The sequence below is a fragment of the Clostridium ihumii AP5 genome (genome assembly GCF_000612845.1).
Lineage (GTDB): Bacteria > Bacillota > Clostridia > Clostridiales > Clostridiaceae > Clostridium_J > Clostridium_J ihumii.
Genome location: NZ_CCAT010000087.1, coordinates 1 through 20,656, shown reverse-complemented (window position 1 = coordinate 20,656; position 20,656 = coordinate 1). Strand labels below are relative to the sequence as shown.

At 27.2% G+C, this 20,656-nt stretch carries 9 protein-coding genes; 2 read left to right on the top strand and 7 right to left on the bottom strand.

Annotation, left to right across the window (positions count from 1 at the left end):
- Positions 1-829 precede the first annotated feature (829 nt).
- From BN346_RS20775 to BN346_RS20765, 6 genes are all read right to left on the bottom strand, one after another.
- Positions 830-3,100, bottom strand: coding sequence for a cell wall-binding repeat-containing protein (locus BN346_RS20775; RefSeq protein ID WP_051540537.1), 2,271 nt, complete (start codon positions 3,098-3,100; stop codon positions 830-832).
- 337 nt (positions 3,101-3,437) lie between these two features.
- Positions 3,438-7,751, bottom strand: coding sequence for a cell wall-binding repeat-containing protein (locus tag BN346_RS20770; RefSeq protein ID WP_051540536.1), 4,314 nt, complete (start codon positions 7,749-7,751; stop codon positions 3,438-3,440).
- A 406-nt stretch (positions 7,752-8,157) separates the two neighbouring features.
- Positions 8,158-9,402, bottom strand: coding sequence for a hypothetical protein (locus BN346_RS21825; RefSeq protein ID WP_040330773.1), 1,245 nt, complete (start codon positions 9,400-9,402; stop codon positions 8,158-8,160).
- 126 nt (positions 9,403-9,528) lie between these two features.
- Positions 9,529-9,660 (bottom strand): hypothetical protein, encoded by a 132-nt coding sequence (locus BN346_RS22280; protein ID WP_278245526.1) that lies wholly within the window; start codon positions 9,658-9,660, stop codon positions 9,529-9,531.
- A 634-nt stretch (positions 9,661-10,294) separates the two neighbouring features.
- On the bottom strand, positions 10,295-11,593 hold the full coding sequence (locus BN346_RS19445) for a hypothetical protein (protein ID WP_040330772.1): 1,299 nt from the start codon (positions 11,591-11,593) through the stop codon (positions 10,295-10,297).
- 845 nt (positions 11,594-12,438) lie between these two features.
- Positions 12,439-14,514 carry a cell wall-binding repeat-containing protein gene (locus tag BN346_RS20765; protein ID WP_051540535.1) on the bottom strand — a complete coding sequence of 692 codons (2,076 nt, stop codon included), beginning with the start codon at positions 14,512-14,514 and terminating at the stop codon, positions 12,439-12,441.
- A 175-nt stretch (positions 14,515-14,689) separates the two neighbouring features.
- Here BN346_RS20765 and BN346_RS20760 point away from each other — a divergent pair, with 175 nt between their 5' ends.
- The gene (locus tag BN346_RS20760; protein WP_051540534.1) at positions 14,690-16,333 is read left to right on the top strand and encodes a cell wall-binding repeat-containing protein; all 1,644 of its coding nucleotides are present in this window, start codon (positions 14,690-14,692) and stop codon (positions 16,331-16,333) included.
- Positions 16,334-16,388: 55 nt separating this feature from the next.
- Here the strand turns inward: BN346_RS20760 and BN346_RS20755 are convergent, their stop codons facing one another.
- Complete coding sequence (locus BN346_RS20755; protein WP_051540533.1) at positions 16,389-18,155, bottom strand: cell wall-binding repeat-containing protein; 1,767 nt, start codon at positions 18,153-18,155, stop codon at positions 16,389-16,391.
- A gap of 614 nt (positions 18,156-18,769) precedes the next feature.
- Between BN346_RS20755 and BN346_RS20750 the strand changes: the two genes are divergently transcribed.
- A complete protein-coding gene (locus tag BN346_RS20750; protein WP_051540532.1) occupies positions 18,770-20,401 on the top strand; it encodes a cell wall-binding repeat-containing protein in 1,632 nt (543 codons plus the stop codon).
- Positions 20,402-20,656: the final 255 nt, after the last annotated feature.

Here is a 20,656-nt window from a genome sequence, read left to right as displayed (position 1 = left end):
GAATGGATTAAAAATAATTTAATTTTTTCAAATCGATTCGGGTCAACTGATATAAACCCGCATTTTAAATTCATTATTATTATAATCCTTTTATCACACTTATTCAATACAATTTTCTAAATATTTTAAAATATAAAGCTAAAATTTTATTTTTTGTATTTATTTTAATTTTTTAGAAAGTTTTCTATATTTTTTCATGTATGAACATTGTAACTTTAATTTAACTTTAAGCTTTCTGCCACAGTTCTTTTATTGTTATACACTATAAAATTATTGTTTTTGTTCTTTTTTGTAAAATAATTTTTTATTTTTTTATTTATATCTTATATTTTTCTAAATTATTTTTTATGCATGTATATATATTTGCTTAATTAAGTACAAAAATTCTTCAATATTGAAAAAAATTTTTTTATAAATTTCATTTTATATGCTTCAAATTCACTTGTTAATAAACTTAAACCTTAGTTTTTACATAATATATTAAAGTAAAAAATTAATGCCCTATTAAATAAGGCATTAATTTTCGAGATTCAATTTTAGTGAAGTTTCCTTCCAATACGTCTCTGTATTAGTAAAGTTATTTTAGTGTTAGTTTGGGTTTATTTGTAAATTTATTTTATACATTTATAATATCATATCTCCTATTAGTTGTTAGTCGAATTATGTACTATCAATATTATTATTTTCCTTTTTTATTTGAGTTTTTAATTGCTTTTTTTACAAAGTTTATTTCACAATTCTTTTGAACTTAATTGTAAAAAATATATTATCATATTAAATTAAAAAGGATTATGAATACATTGAAAACATATCCATAATCCTTTATATATTATTGTACTATCTCAAATTCTACAGTAGTTGGATCCATTTGGTATCCACCTTTATTTCTTATTCCACTTACATTTAAACTATGTTTTCCAATATTAACATTGCTTAAATATAATGTTACTGTTGATTTACTTCCATCATAACTATATCTTGCATCTTCTATATTAGTATTTAAAATACCTCCACCTGCATAGCTAAGTGAATAATTAAGAATATCAGCTGCATCTCCACTATTTAATTCTTGATTAAATGTAAGAATTACTTGTCTTCTTGTTAAATCCGTATCTCTTCTTACATATGGAGTTTCAGTTATTTTTGGTTTTTCAACAATTAAATTTCTAAGTTCTAGTGGTGTTCTCGCTAAGTTATTTCCTGATAAATCAGCTATTCCTGCAATCTCTAAAGTATAGTCTCCATCATATTTTAAGTTTATAACTTCAACAACTACTCTATCTCTAGAATCTTCATCAAAATCAATAGAACCAACTGCTCCATTTATTGGTTTTCCTTGTGCATCCAATAATGTATAATTTCTTTGTTGAGTAGCACTTATTTTATCTAGCTTCTTATTAAAGATAATATCTATTTTCTTACTATTATAATAAGTACCAGCCCTAGCATTATACTCTATAACTTTAAGTGATCCAGTATCAAATATATCTAAGTATTCACTAAATGGTTCCATAGTATTTTCTGCAAGGTCTCTTATTCCTGAAATCTCAACAAGATATCTTCCAGCATAATCTAAACTTTCAGTATATAAAGTAGCTTGATCTTCATTTTCTACATCAAACTTAACATCTTTTATTGTTACATATGTTCCATCAGTTCTTCTTATTTTATAGTTTGAAATTCTTCTAACATCTGCTTCTAATACTTTTTCTGAGAATCTAACAAGAATTTTGTTTCCACCCTCATCTACAGTATCTAATGTTTCTACACTTGTAACCCTTGGTCTATCTAAGTCTGTAACATTGTCTACTATATTTGTGTTTCCCTTGTTAAATACTACATCCATATTTATACCTAATATGTTTTTAGCTTCTCCTTCAAAATTTAAAAGAGCGCTCTTATCTAAATCATATTTAAGTCTTAAAACCACTGTTCTATAATTTGGTTGTATTGTTGCTGATTGAACCATACTTCCACAAATTATATAATTTTCTATTTTAGAAGCTTGATAACCATTAAGTACTCCATTAAAATCAACAGTTATTCTTCTTTTATCATTTATTGTAACTTTACTTATTCCTGTGGCTATTTCAGAATTTAAAACTCTTCCAACTTGAAATACAGTATCATTAGCAACTTGTCCACCTATAGCAACAAGCTTAGATGGTGCATATTTTTGTAAAAAGTTTTGTAAGCTTGGTTCAACTCCATCATTTATTAAAACTAAAGGATTCCCTTCCTTTGCAGCAATAGGTCCTGATGTTAATGCATCTATAACCGCTGCTTGTTCTCCTTTTGCTAAATATACTTTTTCAAAATCAATATAATTAGCAAACTCTTCTAATATCTGAAGATTAGTTTCATATCTATTTCTTCCATATATTCTTTTTGAGTTTGATGCTTGTTTATATACTGTGTCTGATAATACACCTGAACCACCAATTACATATGAAACATGTATATGATTACTCTTAATCCAATTTATTGCTGAAGTGGTCAAAGATGATTTTTTACTTAATATAATTGGCATTTTAGCTTCTCCTGCTATAGGTGCTATAGACAATGCATCCACACCTTGAGAAACCTCTTCTCCAGATGCAATTACAACATCTTTTATTGCTGTATTTCTTTTTATTTCATTTGCTACAGCTACAGATGTTTCATATCTATCTCTTCCAGCAAGTCTTGTAACAGTTAATCCCATACTTTTCAGTTGTGATTCTATACCTGAACTTACAACTCCACTTCCACCAACTATGTATGCTTTTCTAGCTCCAAGTCTTTCTATTTCCCTTTTAGTTGTTGTAGGCATGGAATTTGTTTCTGTTAAAAGTAATGGTGCATCTACAATTCTTGATAATGGTGCACTACAAAGTGCATCTGCAAAGCCATAACCATTTGCTATAATTACATAATTACTGTATCCCCAACCATCCTTACTAACTTCAACTGCTGTTTCAAATCTATTTCTACCATAAAGCTTTTTTAATGACAAAAGGTCATTATTTGCTGCAAAAACTTCTGTTGATGTAAAAATAAAACTAAAAACCATCATAATTGTTAGTAAAATACTAGGCATACGTTTTAGTTTTTTACTCATATCCGCTCTCCCTTCAAATAAAATTCTTAATTTGAAATATAATTTTTAATTTAATTTGAACTACATAAATCATTAACATTTTAAGATTTGTTCCATTTTGTCAAATAATTACCATAATAAATAATAACACATATTTCTAATGAAATAAAATAAGCATTACTTTTTACATTAAAAATTCTTTACATGTCATCATTATATTATTATATTCGATAATTATTATGATCTAATGTTTTATAAAATTACATATAAATATTATCGAATATAATAATGCATTATTAATACTTACTTCATGGAAAATAAATCAAAAAAAGCTAGCAAATAATGCTAGCTTTTCTTATTAAGGAGTATCTGTACTTTCTTCTAAATTATTAACATTAATTATTAAAACTGAACCTGGCTTTTTAGAATGAATTAAAGTTCCAATATTATCTGTAATCAAATTATATGCATTCCTTTCATTTGCTTGCATTGGATAGTATCCTGTAGTTGCACTTATTGTAGAATTTACTATCATAAAGCTGTGGAATGCATCTAAATTTCCACCTGCTAATGTTAATTTAACTTTATTTTCATCTATTTTTTCTGAACTACTTGTTGGGAAATTTATTAATCTCTCATTTCCCCTATTTATTTTTATTGTGTTCATCCATCCATTCTTTACAACATTTGTATCAACTGGTGATGTAAATGTAAATATAAGATATTTTTCACTACTATTATATTCATAATCTATACTACTTATCTCAACATCAGATGTGGCATTTATATTTTCAATACTATATGCCAATTTATTATCTTGGATAATATCAATATTTGTATCTGGTTTAATTTGCCATCCCCTAGTATCCTTTATATATCCTTTTGAAGTACTACTTAGAGTTTTCAATTTTAAATCTTCATTCATTATAAAATTTAAAAACTCATCTCTACTTGCATTTTTAGATTCTGTTGAAGCTAAATTTAAATCAAATTTTATTGTTATCTCCTTAGCTGGCACATTAGCTGGGTTAACACTTTCTATTATAGGATATTTAGTTAAAGAGCTTCCATTACTATTCATATTCATAGAATTTGCAAAGTAATTTTTAACTGTTTCACTATCAACATTATCGCTAAACTTTAATTCTAAGCTAGATGTACTAGCGTTAAATTTTGCGTTTTGTAATACTACTTCCATGTTATCTCTTAATTTAACCCTATCTATAGGCACTGAATTTAACATATTGCCACTTCCATTTTTTGAATATACGTCTTTTATAATCATATTACCTTCTACAGAATTCCCTATACCACCTAAATTTATGCTATTTTTCTTAAATGAAAGTTTTCCTATATTCTCATCTTTTGAATTATACTCTATATCCTTTTGATTTATTCTATTATCAGTGCCCTTATAACTATATTCTATGTCTACAGTTGATCCATAAATATTAGGTTGTTCACTAAACCATATATTATATCCAAGCTCTCCATTAGTCTCTCTATATGGATCATTTTGTGATATATATCCTATATATATATTTTTTCTTTTTACTTCTACAGATGTTGGTATATCTTTGTCTTTTAATTCGTTTCCATCCTTATTAGCATTAAAGCTAACACCATTTTCATCCTTAAAACTTTTTCCAGGTCCAGCTATTACTTTAAATCCACTTCCTGCTATAAGTTGATTGAATCCTTTAACATTATTTACATTATCAATTATTTCCACATTATCTTTTGTAAATTTATAAGTTATACTTTCTTTATCATACACTGTTTCTTCTAAATCATTTAACTGATTAGTTCCTAATTTTACATTTGATACTTTTCCAGTGTAATCTAAATATTTAATTTCAGATTCAAAATCAAATGTTTGTTGTAATGTAGTAAGCTCATCCATACTTGTATCCTTTAGTTTAACTGGTTCACTAAATCTTAGATTCAACTCAACAATATTATGATTACCTGAATTATCTTTTAATGTTGCTTCTATTAATTTAGGAGATGTATTATCTCTAACTGTTACATTCGCAACATTTTCAGCTAATATAGCTCCACTTTGCGCTTTAACATCCTTAATCACCAATGTTTGATCTGCAAGTCCTGTTATTGTGTTTCCCTTATTTACATAACCATTTCCAAAGATAACTTTTGCAACTTTTTGGTCAGATACATTCGTTTCTGGATTAGTTACAAGCATTACATCAGATGCTTTTTCTGCAATTCCTTCAATAGAGAAATTATCAACACTAGGTCTAAATATTTTTTCATTAAAATAAACTAAATATTCATTTATACCTGGTTTATTATCTGTGTTTAACTCAACAACCTTGTCTACTTTAAATCCTTCATAAATAGGCTTTATATGAATATCTCTGTCAACATACTGATCTTCAACTTGTTTATTGTCTTTAAAGTCTGTAGCATTTTTTATTGTAAGTTTATATGTTGTTCCATCTGGATAATCTGTGTCCACTAATCTATGAATCTTTAAAGCATTGTAGCTTATTGTTATCATACTTTTATTTGTTTCATTTAAAAGTAATTCTGAAGTAGTATTAAATTCTTCTGCGGGTTTATTACCTAAAAGCCCACCTTTTATTGTTATAGTAGGCTTAGTTTTTAATGGCTCACTAAATATTATCTTAACAACACCATTTACACTATCATACATTGTACTTATTACTTCTGGATTTAAGTTGTCATGTAATTCTATTGCACCATCATATGGTACAAAATCAGCCCCATCATTAGTTCTTACACTACTTGTAACCACAACTCTATATTTCCCGTTAAAATTCTTGTCATTATTAAATTCTCTTTTTACAGTCAATGTTCTCTTATCTGGAGAAAATGTTCCATATAATTCATCTCCACTAGTTATTTGACTGTTCTTATCATGTCCAGTCCCCTCAGAAGTAATTTTTAAATTGCTTTTCAATATTTTACCATTAGCATCTACAACTGTTGCTTGATCTACTGGTGATGCAAATGTTATTGTAAATTCTTTAGCATTTTTAATTTTAACTTCTTCAACTTTTCTTTCTTCACCTGGCTTTACAAGTCTTAAACTACTTGCATGTCTTATCATCTCTAAATTTCTATAATCTGTTCCACCATATACTATAACTTGAACTGTTTTTCCAATACACTGTAATTCATTAAGTTTCTCTCTTTTTAAAATAACTTTATCTCTAGTTTCTAAAAACTCAACATTATTATCTTCAGTGACTTTTTTCCCATCTATAGTTATAACAGGAAAATTCTTTATTGGTTTTGTAAATGAAATTGAAAGATTTCCATATACATCATCATAAATTACATTTTTCACCTGTGGTCTAACAGTATCTCTTATCTGTAATTCAATTACATAAGGTTCTACTGGATAACCTTTTTCAGTTCTTATTTTATCTGTAACTCTTATAGTATAAGTTCCATTAAATATTTTTTCTGTACTTAAATCTCTAGTTATTACTAACTTTTTATTATTCTCTTCAAGTCTTGCACTAAACTCATCAAGACCTGTAATTTCTCCCTCAACAGAGTTATCTCTTGCTGTAATTTCTATTGCATCTTTTCTTAATTTTCCATTTTGAATTACTGAATCTTTATCTATTGAACTTCCAAAATAAATTTCTATCTGTTGACAATTTAAGTAATCAACATAAGATACTTCTGTTTCATTTACTTCCTTAAAGTTTAATGCTTTAATAACTCCTTCAATAGAATTTATACTAACTCCTCCACCAACTTGAGTTATTGATTTAGCGTTTCTTGGTTTTAAGTATTCTTCTTGCCATACATCTAATTTGTCTCCAACTAACATCACTGGTGAATTTTGCTTAGCTGCAATTGGACCTGCTGCAAGTGCATCTACAAGTTCACTTGTTTTTGCGGCTCCATCTTTAGCTAGATATATATTATATAATTCTGTTTGATTAAAGAAGTGTTCTAATACTCTAGCATTTGTCTTCCATCTATTTACACCATATATTCTTTGAGGATTTTTTAAGTTACTTTCAAGATATCTTGAAATAACTCCTTCTCCTCCAATTATGTAGCTTTTTTTTATGCTTTTACTATTTATCCACTTTTCAGCGCTACCTAACTCATCTATAGATGATAATATGATTGGCATATTTCTAATTGCAGCTGGTGAAGCTACAGATAGTGCATCTGCCAAACCATTGTATCCATTAACTACTGCTACTTCACTCACACTCTTAATTTTATCTATTTCTTTTGCTACATTAAGTGAAGTTTCATATCTAGTTTGACCATAGATTCTATAAACATTATATCCTATTTTCTTAAGCTCACTTACAACATTATCAGAAACAACGCCTTTCCCTCCAACAATGTATATATTACTAGCTTTTAATCTTTTAATCTCTGACTTTGTAACATCTGTTAACCTGTCTTTTTCAGTTAAAAGAATAGGTGCTTCTTTTAACTTAGCAAAAGGTGTAGCTGAAAGTGCATCAGCAATTGACTCACCATTTACTAATACTATATTACTGCTTTGTTCGAATCCATATTCACTAACCTCAGTAGCAGTTTCAAATCGAGTATTTCCAACTAATACATTTTTATCTATAGCATATGCAGTAGTTGATATAATCATCATAGAACAAACAGCTACCATTAGTGATTTCCATCTTGTTTTCATATAATCCCCCCATCTTTAATAGATTAATAATTATTATGTATAATTAAATACAATTTTTATCAAATATTAGACTATATAAAATTATCGTCTAATATTGAATAAATTTTAGCTTAATACTTAACTTTATTCCATTTTACATTTTACAACATATTCCAAACAAAATTAACCCCCCTTGACCCATTTTACTTTCTATAACTAAATTATATTTTCATATAATAGAACATAATATTAAAATTCTCTTTTTCTTTAATCTGTAATTGATGTGTTTTGTAATCCAAAATCCATTGTGATATATTTCCTTTTTATTTTGTATAAACTCAGCTTATATAAATATAATTTCAAATAAAAAAATGAAGCCTTACCCAGACTTCATTTTTAAATCCCAACGGAATACTATTATCTAAACTCAATTTATAGTTTCTGTTGCATTATGTCTTTTTTCATTTTTGTTATCTTCTTTATTTTCTTCTTTTATTGTTGCTTTTTCTTTATCTTCTTTGTTTTCTTCCTCTTTTATTGTTGCTTTTTCTTTATCTTCTTTATTTTCGTCCTCTTTTATTGTTGCTTTTTCTTTATCTTCTTTATTTTCTTCCTCTTTTATTGTTGCTTTTTCTTTATCTTCTTTATTTTCTTCCTCTTTTATTGTTGCTTTCTCTTTATCTTCTTTATTTTCGTCCTCTTTTATTGTTGCTTTCTCTTTATCTTCTTTGTTTTCTTCCTCTTTTATTGTTGCTTTTTCTTCACTGTAATTTTCTTTTATCATTGCTTTATCTTTGCATTTTTCTTTAGCTTTGTTTTCTTCTTTCTTATTTTTCTTTAAATCTTTTTCTTCTTTATTTTTATCAATTATTTCTGTTTTTTCTTTAGTTTTTATTTCTATATTTGAACCGTCTTCTTTATCTTTAATTTTTAATTGTTGTTTCTTCTTTTGACATTCACCATCACATTTATCCTTACAATCTTTTTTTGAATTTTCTTTGCATTTATCTATGCAACGCTTTTCTGCATCTTTTCTTGGATCATCTTTGCATTTTTCTTTACATTTTTCTTTGCATTTTTTTTCAGCTTCTTCATTACATTTATCATTACATTGTTTTTTATATTCCCGATTCTCTTTATCTTCTTTTTTCTTTTCTGGATTTTTATCTTCTAATATGTTAGATGTTCTTTTAGTATTTTCTGAAGAAATATCTGTTTTAAAGCTTTCAATCTGTGCTCCTTTAGATGATCTAATCATTTCGTTTACTATTATTTGATATTCACCATTAAATGGTGTTCCATCAGCTTTTGTTATAACTAATTTTGTTCCATCTTCAGATAAAATTGCTTTTAAATCACACTTTTTATCTTCACCTTTTAAAATTATTTTAATATTTTCTCCTATTAATCGTCCATCTTTATATAATATGTAATCCTTATCAACCTTATCTGTAAACACTACTTCTATTTCTTTATCACTCTTAAACTTAGCTGAACTTACTTTAAAACCTTCACTATTATTTACATTCATCATATAAATAACTTCTATGGCATTTTGTCCTTTTAATGTACCTAAATTATTGCTATCTTGTGCTGCAAAAACTATTGTATTGCTACTTAAAACTACGCTCATAGCTACTGTCATTGCTTTAATTAAATCATGTTTTCTCATTGCTTTATATCCTCCCTTTCTGTAAAACAATACTATTTTAGCTTTCCAAAATATCAAATATTTATTCATTCCCAATTATATTTTCTATTTAATCAATTTTTCTTCACCTCTCCGTAGTTAGGAAACCTATGTAGCTAAGACTTTAGTATTAGTAGTCTCCAACTTGGCATAATTTTCTTTTTTCTTCATAGCTGATGTTTTAACCTTGGCGATGTTTGATATATCTACAACATTAAAAATAATATCGTGTAACAGCAAGGTTGAAACCTCGCCTACTTTATCAATTGACAGTTGACAATGTACATTTGACAGTTATTTGTAATATTATTCATTTCATTCATAATACCCTTATTTGCATATTTAAATTGGTAGAATAAATTCCACCCTACAGAAAAATATTTGAATAAATATACGGCACAAGTTTTCTTTTACCCCTTCGTAGCTGAGACTTTAGTCTTGGCGGTCTTCAATATGGATATAAAATTCAAAATAACATCGTGTAACAGCAAGGTTAAAACCTCGCCTACTTTATCAATTGACAGTTGACAATGGACATTTGACAGTTATTTATAATATTATTCATTTCATTCATAATACTCTTATTTGCATATTTAAATTGGTAGAATAAATTCCACCCTACAGAAAAATATTTGAATAAATATACGGCACAAGTTTTCTTTTACCCCTTCGTAGCTGAGATTTTAGTCTTGGCTATCTTTAATATGGTTACAAAATTTAAAATAACATCATGTAATTGCAAGGTTGAAACCTGGCCTACAAGAATTGACACTACATATTTATTGACACATTAACACCATTTTGAAAAAATTAATTCTCATTTCATATTTAAAATTAAACTCCATAAAAAAAGAGAGAACATTAAATTCTCTCTTTATCCTACTGATATTGACACTACATCTTTAATTTTCATATAATTTATAAACTCATCTGAAAATGAATTTTCATCCCATATAGCTATTACTGCATGTTCTAAAAATTTAAAATATAAATTTAATTGTTTTTTTATTCCCGTAGGTAATTCTAAATTTATTTTTGCTTCTTTAAATCCTATATACCCTTCATACTTTTCCTCAGTATCTTCAAATTCAACTTTTTCATTTCCTATTGCTACGAAATATTTATCTTGTTCCTTTGATACTGTTAATGCTTTATATATAAAATTCATTGGCATATCTTCAAAACAAATCTTAAACTCATTTACATTACAATTAAAATTAATTTCCTCAACAATTTTTTTCATATCTAATCCAAATATGGATTTCATAATATGATGTTCTTTTTTTATATAATATTTTTCAAACTCAATTTCTAATTTATCATCACTAACTAAATAGTTGTATTGCTTTTCCATATATCCTTTATTAAATTTAATGCTAATCTTTCTACTTAAATCTAAGCTTTGAGAACTTTCAAATTTTATTTCAAATTCTGTATTAACCTTACCTTGTTTTATATCCTTTACCTTGCTCATAAATTTAAGCAATTCGTCATCATACTCTAGTAAGCTTATATCAAATATATCAAAAAAATCCTTTTCTAAGATATTTTTATCAATAGGCTCATTAAATCTTATAATCATAACTTTAGTTAAAATATTGTAACTAGCCTCTTCTATTTGTATCTTCAGATTTTCATGAACTATATCTTCTTCTACAATCTCTTCTAAAAATTCTTTATTCTCTTCTAAATTATTTTCACTATATGTTTTAGCAATTTGTGATTGATACTGTTCTATTATATTAAAATTATATTCTTTCGTTTCAATTAATTCATCATTTTCATTTTTTAAACTTTCATCAATAATTTCTTCTAATTCACTTTTATTAATATTTATTTCTTCATTTATTGGATTTTTATTTTCTTCATCTATTACCTCATCCACAAATTCATCTATATCTGTGTAAAGATTATTTCCACTTTCTTCAACTAATTCTTCTATCTCATCTACTTCACATTCTATATTTTCATCTATTTTAATAGATTCTTTTAATCTATTGTTATTTAAACTTATCTCAACTTCATTGTCATTTTTCTTAAAAACAAGAATAATATTTTCACCTTCATATCGAAACTTTTTAAAAGAAAAATCTTTACCTGAAAAACCAATTTCTATTCCTTCATCTAAACCTACTTTTGATTCTTTTATAATGTCTTTCAAATCAAAATACATAAAATGTCACGCCCCTTTCTAATAGGTTACTATTATGTTCCTAAATTTATCGCATTTTACCTATATTTAGATTATAAACTATAATTTCATAATATTATAAACTATTTATTACAAAAATCATAAAATTTACTATAAAATTAGAATATTTTTTTATTTTTCTACAAATTATTCATCATAAATGGATATTATTAATTTCATTCATATTATTTTTATTTTCATATTTAAATAGTTGGAATGAATTACACCCTACAGAAAAAAATCTGAATAAATATATGGCACATCAACATCCTACCCCTCCGTAGCTGAGACTTCAGTCTTGGCGGTCTTCAATATGGATATAAAATTCAAAATGACATCGTGTAACAGCAAGGTTAAAACCTCGCCTACAGGAGTTGGGACAAATTCTCTTTTACTCCTTTGTAGCTGAGACTTTAGTCTTGGCGGTCTTTGATATGGCTATACTCTAAAAAAAACACCGTGTAACAGCAATGTTAAAACCTCGCCTACTTTATCAGTTGACAGTTGACAATGGCCATGTGACAGTTATTGATGATATTATTCATTCCATTCATAATACCTTTATTGGCATATTTAAATGGGTGGAATGAATTCCACCCTACAGAAAAATATTTAAATAAATATATGGCACATTAACCTCTTTCCCCTATGTAGCTGAGATTTTAATCTTGGCGGTCTTCAATATGGCTACAACATTCAATATAACATCGTGCAATCGCAAAGTTAAAACCTCGCCTACAAGAATTGGAACAAACTTTCTTTTACCCTCCGTAGCTGAGACTTCAGTCTTGGCGGTTTATAATGATAATATAAAACTTAACCCTTGTTTACATTTCATTATAAATTAAATTTTCACCTAAATATTTTATTCCATTACAATTTGGAAATGTTTGCTCAAATTTATTTCTTATGTGATTTTCATTAAAAATCTCGCTTTTCATATTAAAAAACTCATGTGAAATATGATTTTCATTATTATTAGAATATATATATGTAGGGTCATCCCAAGTTACATCTAGATTGTACCATTCTCCATCATCAAGCTTAACTATATTCCATGCATGACCTTCACCATTAACAACATTCCCTGTTACAAATTTGCACTCAATTCCAACTCTATTTAAAAGCTCATATGTAGCTTTTGCATATCCATCACAAACACCTACACCATTGATTAAAATACCATAAGCACTGTGACTTTCTGGTGCTGCTTGTCCACTTTCATATCCTGCAACATCATACTCTGCATGACTTACTATGTAATCATGAATTGCAAGTTCCTTTTCAATATCACTCATATCCTCTTTTATAATTGACGTTACTATTTCCTCTACTTTATTTTTTACAGCATTTTTTTCATATATCATCGTTTCCTTATCTAATTCATATAAAAAAGTTATTTTCATTATTCTTTCTTGGCTATCTTGATACCCTGAAATTCCTGCCTTTGCACCTGAATATGCATAGTTTATATCTGGATTCGCAACTAATATATCATTAATAACTTCTAGATTATACTCTTTATTATTATAATTTTTTATATCTAAAGTTAAATTTTCATCAAATTCTCCTAATGAATTTTTTATTGCATCATAAAATTCATCTAATGAGTTTATTTCTATGGCATCATTTTTTTCTATGTATACAGTTTTAACATTTGCAACAAATTCTTTAGTTTCTTTTATTTTTCCCTTTGTTAATGTAGCTGTAAGTATCACCTTTACATCATTCTCTGTGTTAGGTCTTTTAACTTTCCCATTTGCACTTATTACACTTTCATCACTTGATTTCCACTCTATGTCCACATCATTTTCACCCTTAATAGGCAAATTTAAATCATAAATAACCTTTGATAAATCTCCTAAATCAAGATTTTCTTTTGCTCCATTTACTGCATCTAAATCTTTATTTTCATTGTACACGAAGCTTTGAACTACCCCATCTGACATAATAGTTTCTCCACCAAGTGCTATTAATGATGTATTTGAATCAATTTTACTATCTATTATATTAGCTGTATTAATATCTATTGAATTATTATTTAAAACTATAGGTGCATTGCTATATCCAGCTAAAATAGATGTTGTAAGTGAATCTACTAAATGTTCATTTTGTCCGTTAGCAATATAAATTCTTGATAATTTATCTTTATATAATTTTTTTATAACTTCCCTATTTGTATCATATCTATTTGCACCAGCTATACGTTCCCCATTTAATTTAGAAACTAACTGATTTGATATTATACCTTCACCGCCAATAACATAAACACTTTTTGCTTTACTTGAAGCATCTACAAGTTCTTTACTTATTTCATCTTTACTTTCTGTTAAAATTATAGGCATCCCATATCTTGCAGAATAAGATGATATAGATAATGCATCTGCAATACCACTACCAGACACAACAAAAGCTTCGTTCACCTCTCCACCAAACTTTTGAAAAGTATCTAATATATTTCTTGCAGTTTCATATCTATTATTTCCACCAAGTCTATTTACTTTTATATTATTAGCTCTTAATTTTTCTTCAACTTTATCTGAAATAACACCTTTTCCTGTAGAAATATAAACTTCTTTTATATTATTTCTTTTTAAACTTTCTAAAGTTTTATCATTTAATTTATCTTTTGAATCATTTAAAAGAATAGGTGCTCTAAGTTTATATGCAAGTGGTGCAACTGTTAGTGAATCTACTAAATTTTCATTGAATGCTGGAGCTAAAATTGCTACACCTGACTTTTCTTTCAAGTTATTAAAATAATCTTCACCAACTTTAATAGCAGTTTCAACTCTATCTTTTCCATATATTCTTTCAATATTATTAGTGTCTGCTAAAACTTTACTATTTAAACTAATAAGCATAACTATCAAAATAACTATACTTCTCTTATATTTTCCCATATAAATATCAACTCCCTTAATTAAATTATCGAATAAAAATCACATTAATAAAACTAATTCATTATTATAAACCATATGTAATATTTTGTATTCAATTTGTAATACACTATTTTCCATTTATACTATACTTATACATGAACTAATAATTATTTTATTTATAAAGGAGTTTAATGGTATGAAAAAGAAAATTTTTATTTTAACCCTAGGCTTACTATGCCTGACTTCTTCAGTAGCTTTTGCTAGCTCATCAGAAAAAAGAATTTATGGAGATAGTAAATATGAAACTTCTGCTAAAATTTCTTCTTATGGATTTGAAAAATCTAAATATGCGATTTTAGTTAACGGTGAAGACTTTGCTGATGGATTAAGTGCATCTCCTCTTGCTAAAAAATATGATGCGCCACTATTAATAACACCATCTCAAAAAATAGACAACTCTATAAAAAGTGAACTTCAAAGACTTGAAGTTAAAAATGTAATTATTGTTGGTGGTAATGGTGCTGTTTCAAATAGCGTTGAAGATGAAATCAAATCTTTAGGAATTAGTACAACAAGAATTTCTGGAAAAGACAGATATGATACAAGTCTTGAAGTAGCAAAAGAAATAGGTTGCTCTAATGGTGCATTTATTGCAGTTGGAGATAATTATGCAGATGCTTTAAGTGCTTCTAGCATTGCTGGCATAAAACAAATGCCTATTCTTTTAACACCTAAAGATAAGTTACCAGATAAGACCTATAGTTTTATTAAAGAAAATAATGCTAATAAAAACTATATTTTAGGTAGTCCTCTCATTATAAGTGAAAATATAGATTATTCCCTAAAAAATACACTTAGAATATATGGTATTGATCGTTATTCAACAAATCTTAGCATAATCGATGAATTCTCAGATGTACTAGATATCTCTAATACTTATATAGCATCTGGTCAAAACTTTCACGATGCTTTATGTGTCTCTTCATTAGCTAGTAAAAATAATGGTGCTGTTATTCTTGGACCAATAAAATCATTAGATTGTTCTAACTTTTTAACTTACAATAATGATAAAATTAAAAATTTGATAATTGTTGGAGATGAAAATGTTATTGATGAGAATTCTATAGGCAATTTGTGTAATACTAAAAGTATCAAAGATTTCTCTTCTGAAGAACTTATGAATATATTAACTGAAGGTTGTATGTTTTATCGCAATCGTGGTGAATATAGTGACTCAAACAATGGGGTATATTGCAAAGATAATCCTGCATACTTCAATTATAAATTATTAACTCCTTATGAAACAAAAGAAAAATTACTAAATGTTTTTGGTTCATATTTTTCTCATGATTTTTTATCTAAATTTAAATTTAATAAAATTGATAATAATGATTATATAGAACTTCCTCAAGTAAAACCTATTACTGATAATTATTTTTCAACATTTTTATTAGTTAATAATATTGATTATATTTCTGATAAATATTGTGTTGCTTCTATTTGGTCAAACAATGACTTAAAATACAGTTTTACACCTGTTATTTTTACTGTTGAGGGTTCTAAACTTAAAATTGATAAAGTTCTAAATGCTGAATCTTATTATGATTTATATGATATATTTATTTCATTCTTTGATAAAATTCAAGCTTTAGATAAAGAAACTGCTCTATCTTCATTAAATAAACTTTCTTCTTATGTAATAATTGATTCAGCAGATAAGAACTATATAGAAGATATTAGGACTGATCTAAATTCATTTAATGGTACTAAAGATCAATTTAAATCTTATGTTGAAAATATGAAAAATAAATTTATTAAATCTTACAATGAAAAAAATTAGCACTTGTTAAATTTAAATCCCATACTCTAACTTAAGAGTATGGGACTTTTTTATATTATCTAATTGATGGATTAGCTAATATAACATTTCCATTTTGAGGTTGTTCATTTATTACGAATTCTAATTTATTAACACCACTTAAATTTATATTCAAATTAACCTTTGCTGCAGTTCCATTAAATTCTACTAATCTTTTAGATTCTCCGTCACATAATATTTCTATTTTGCACGCATTACCTGAGCTTACTCCAAGTATTCCATTTAAAATAGTATATCTTCCATCTAAATTAAATGAATATCTCTTTTCACAATTATCAAATTGGAATCCATTTGGATAAACATCCTCACCAATTTGTATGCCAGTATTAACCTTGTAATATTCGCCACAGTAAGGTTTTAAAACATCACTTAAATATCCACTATTAAATGCAAAGTCATCACTAACTTTTCTAATTTTAAATTGATCATAATCTACAACAGTATTAGCTAATACTATTTTTCCTAGCTCTGGTGCATTATGAATAACAAATTTAAGTTCTTTTACACCTTTTGTCTCGATATTGTAATTAATTGGTAAGTCCCCATCTTTAAGCTCGAACACACCTTCTGATACATTGTCACAGAACACTTCTACCTTGCATGCTTTTCCATTACTAGCGCCAATTAGTCCACTAACAACATTAAAGTTTTTATTTAAATCAAAAGTGTATTCTTTTAATTTATTTTCAAATATATATCCCTTAGAGTATCTTTTTCCTCCTAACATTATGTTTCCATTAACTTTATAATTACCATTATTACAATTAGGTAAAATTTTATCACTCATAAAAAGTATTTCATTAAGACCTAATTCTTTTAATGTTGAATCACTAACAACTGATTGTCCTCCAAGTATAATTGGCTGCTCAACTCCTGGTCTTTCTACGGTACTAATCAAATTGTTTGATATTAAATTTTTAGTACTTTGTTTAACATTAGGTGCTGTTAATATTATTGGTGATTTCTTTCTATTTGCAACTCCTGCTCCAGATAATGCATCTGGAAATGCCTCTCCTGTTGCAACGTATGGAATTCTTAAATCTAATGAATTCTTAAATTTATTTATTACATTTTCATTAGTCTCATATCTATCTTTACCTTGAATTCTTTCTGAATTTGGAAACTCATTAAAAACTTTTTCACTAACTACACCAGTTCCTCCAACCACATAAGTTTTTTCTATTTTATTTTTGCTTATATAATCTTTAATATCGTTAGTTAAATTATTTTTTGGTGTTAATATTATAGGACTTTTATTAACACTTGCTACTGTTGAAATTGAAAGTGCATCCGCAAATCCTTCTCCTGTTGCTACAAAAAGTTTACCTTCATTTCCAACATCATTTGCAACCTTTATAGATGTTTCATATCTATTTTCTCCACCTAATCTTCCAACAGCAATATTGTTATTTTTTAATGCTAATTCAACTTCTTGTGATACAGCACCATCTCCACCAATAATATAAGCACATTGGACTTCTAATCTTGATAATTCATCAATAACTTGTTGTGGCAAATAATCCTTTGTTGTTAAAAGAATTGGCGCCTCATATTTTTTAGCTAGTGGTCCTGCCGTTATTGCATCTGGAAAGTTTTCTCCCGAAACAATAATTGCATATTTAGATTTCTCCCAACCCTCTTTTGAAGCTTCTACAGCAGTTTCATATCTTCCATTTCCCCATAACCTTTTACATCTAATCGTTCCCTCAGCATGTACACTAGTTGTTAATAAAGTACATGCCATAGCAAACGCAGCAGTAAATATCAATCTCTTGTTTATCATTTTCTTCCCCTCCTACAAGTTAAATATTAACATATATACATGCACTTTTTAACAATAAAATCCTTTTATTTACAAATAATTAAAAGTATACATTTACTCCATAAAATATTCTAGCAATAAAATAGCACCGTGTAATTGCAAGGTTAAAACCTCGCCTACTTTGCCAATTGACAGTTGACAATGGACATTTGACAGTTATTTATATTATTATTCATTTCATTCATAATACCATTATTGGCACATTTAAATGGTTGGAATGAATTCCACCCTACAGAAAAATATTTAAATAAATATATGGCACATTAATCTCTTTCCCCTCCGTAGCTGAGACTTTAGTCTTGGCGGTCTTCGATATCGCTCCAATATTAAAAATAACACCGTGTAACAGCAAGGTTAAAACCTCGCCTACAGAGTTTGGGACAAATTTTCTTTTCCCCCTCCGTAGCTGAGATTTCAATCTTGGCGGTCTTCGATATGGATATACGCTACAACTTCAAACAATATCATTATTGTAAAAATTTGTATTATATTTGTAATAAAGTATTGTTCTATATGTACTATGATTATATATATTGAAGTACATCATATTTTTTTATTTAAAGGGGATGATATTTATGAAAAAAAAGATTTTACTTTTAACTTTGGGGATATTGTGCTTAACTTCTTCTATTGCATTTGCTAAACCTAAAACAGAAAGAATTTATGGAAACACTAAATATGAAACTTCTGCAAAAATTTCTTCTTACGGTTGGGAAAATTCTAAATACGCAGTTTTAGTAAGTGGTGAAGATTTTGCTGATGCTTTAAGTGCTTCTCCTCTTGCTAAAAAGTACAATGCTCCATTACTTTTAACAACTCCTAAAGAGTTAGACAAATCTATAAAGGATGAACTTAAAAGACTAAATGTTGAAACTGTCATTATTGTTGGCGGTGAAGGTGCTATTTCCAATGAAGTTGAAAATGTCATTAAATCATTAGGCATAAATACAACTAGACTTGCTGGTAAAAATAGATATGATACAAGCCTTGAAGTTGCAAAAAAACTTGACACTTCTAATGGTGTTTTTCTAGCAACTGGCTATAACTATGCGGATTCATTGAGTGCTTCTAGTATAGCTGGTATAAAACAGATGCCTATACTTTTAACACCTGAAAATGAATTACCTAAAAACATAAGTGATTTTCTAAATAACAGTAACCATCATTTTTCTTATATATTAGGTGGACCTAGTGTTATAAGCGAAGCTATTGATGCTTCTGTTCCTAATCCATATAGAATTTATGGTGATGATCGCTATGAAACTAATTATGATATATTAAATACATTTATAAATAATATAGATAGTGAAAAAGTTTATATGGCTTCTGGCATGAATTATCATGATGCTTTATGCTTATCTGCTTTAGCTAGTAAAACTAATAGTTGTGTTTTTCTAGCAAATAATAAACCATCAAATAAATTAGATGATTTATTAAATTATTGGGGTGGCTCAATAAAAGATGTTATTGTAATAGGTGATGAAAATACTGTAAACAATGATTGCTTAAATCTTTTAAGTAATATAAATAACATGAAAGATTTTTCTTCTGATGAATTCTTAAATAAATTAAATAATGGTTGTAAATTTTATAACGATTTAAATTTCTTAGATTTTAATAAAAAAGTGCCTATACCTGGAAGTGATTTATATTCAAATTATAGATTAAAAGCACCTTATGAAACTAAAGAAAAACTTTTAAATGAACTTTCAAAATATTTTTCTCGTGCTTATTTGTCAAATCTTAAATTTAATAAAATAAATAATGAGGATTACTTAGAATTTTATCAAACTGAACCTAAATATTCTTCGGATTTTTTAGTTGTAAATAATTTTAATTATATATCTGATAAAGTTTGTGTCGCTTCTATATGGACACAACTTCATGGATCTTTCTCATCAATACCAATAACTTTTATAATTGAAGACAACGAATTAAAAATTGATAATTTTTCTCATGGTGATAAATTTTATGAAATAAATATAGTGTTTAATAAATTCTTTGATGAAATTAAAAAGCAAAACAAGTCTGATGCTTTAATATCAATAGATAAATTTAAATCATATATTGGCAACTTTTTAGATTATCAAGATTATATTTCAAAAATAGAAACTTCAATTAAAAACTTTAATGGCCCTGACGATGAATTTAGTGCCTTTGTTGAAAATCTACGAGTTGACTTCATTAAATTTTACAATGCTCATTAACTTTACCCATTAATAAAAAATAACCTCACTTATAAATTATAAGTATGAGGTTATTTTTTATTTGAAATCAATTATTTAAATTTTACTTGGAAAAAATTTTTATATTTATCCACAAAAAAGCAATATATCTATAAACAATGTGGATAATAATTCTGAATATGTGGACAAATCTAACCCATTACCCCTTCGTATCCGAAATTGGCACAAATTTTCTTTTCATCTCCGTAGCTGAAACTTCAGTCTTAGCGGTCTTTG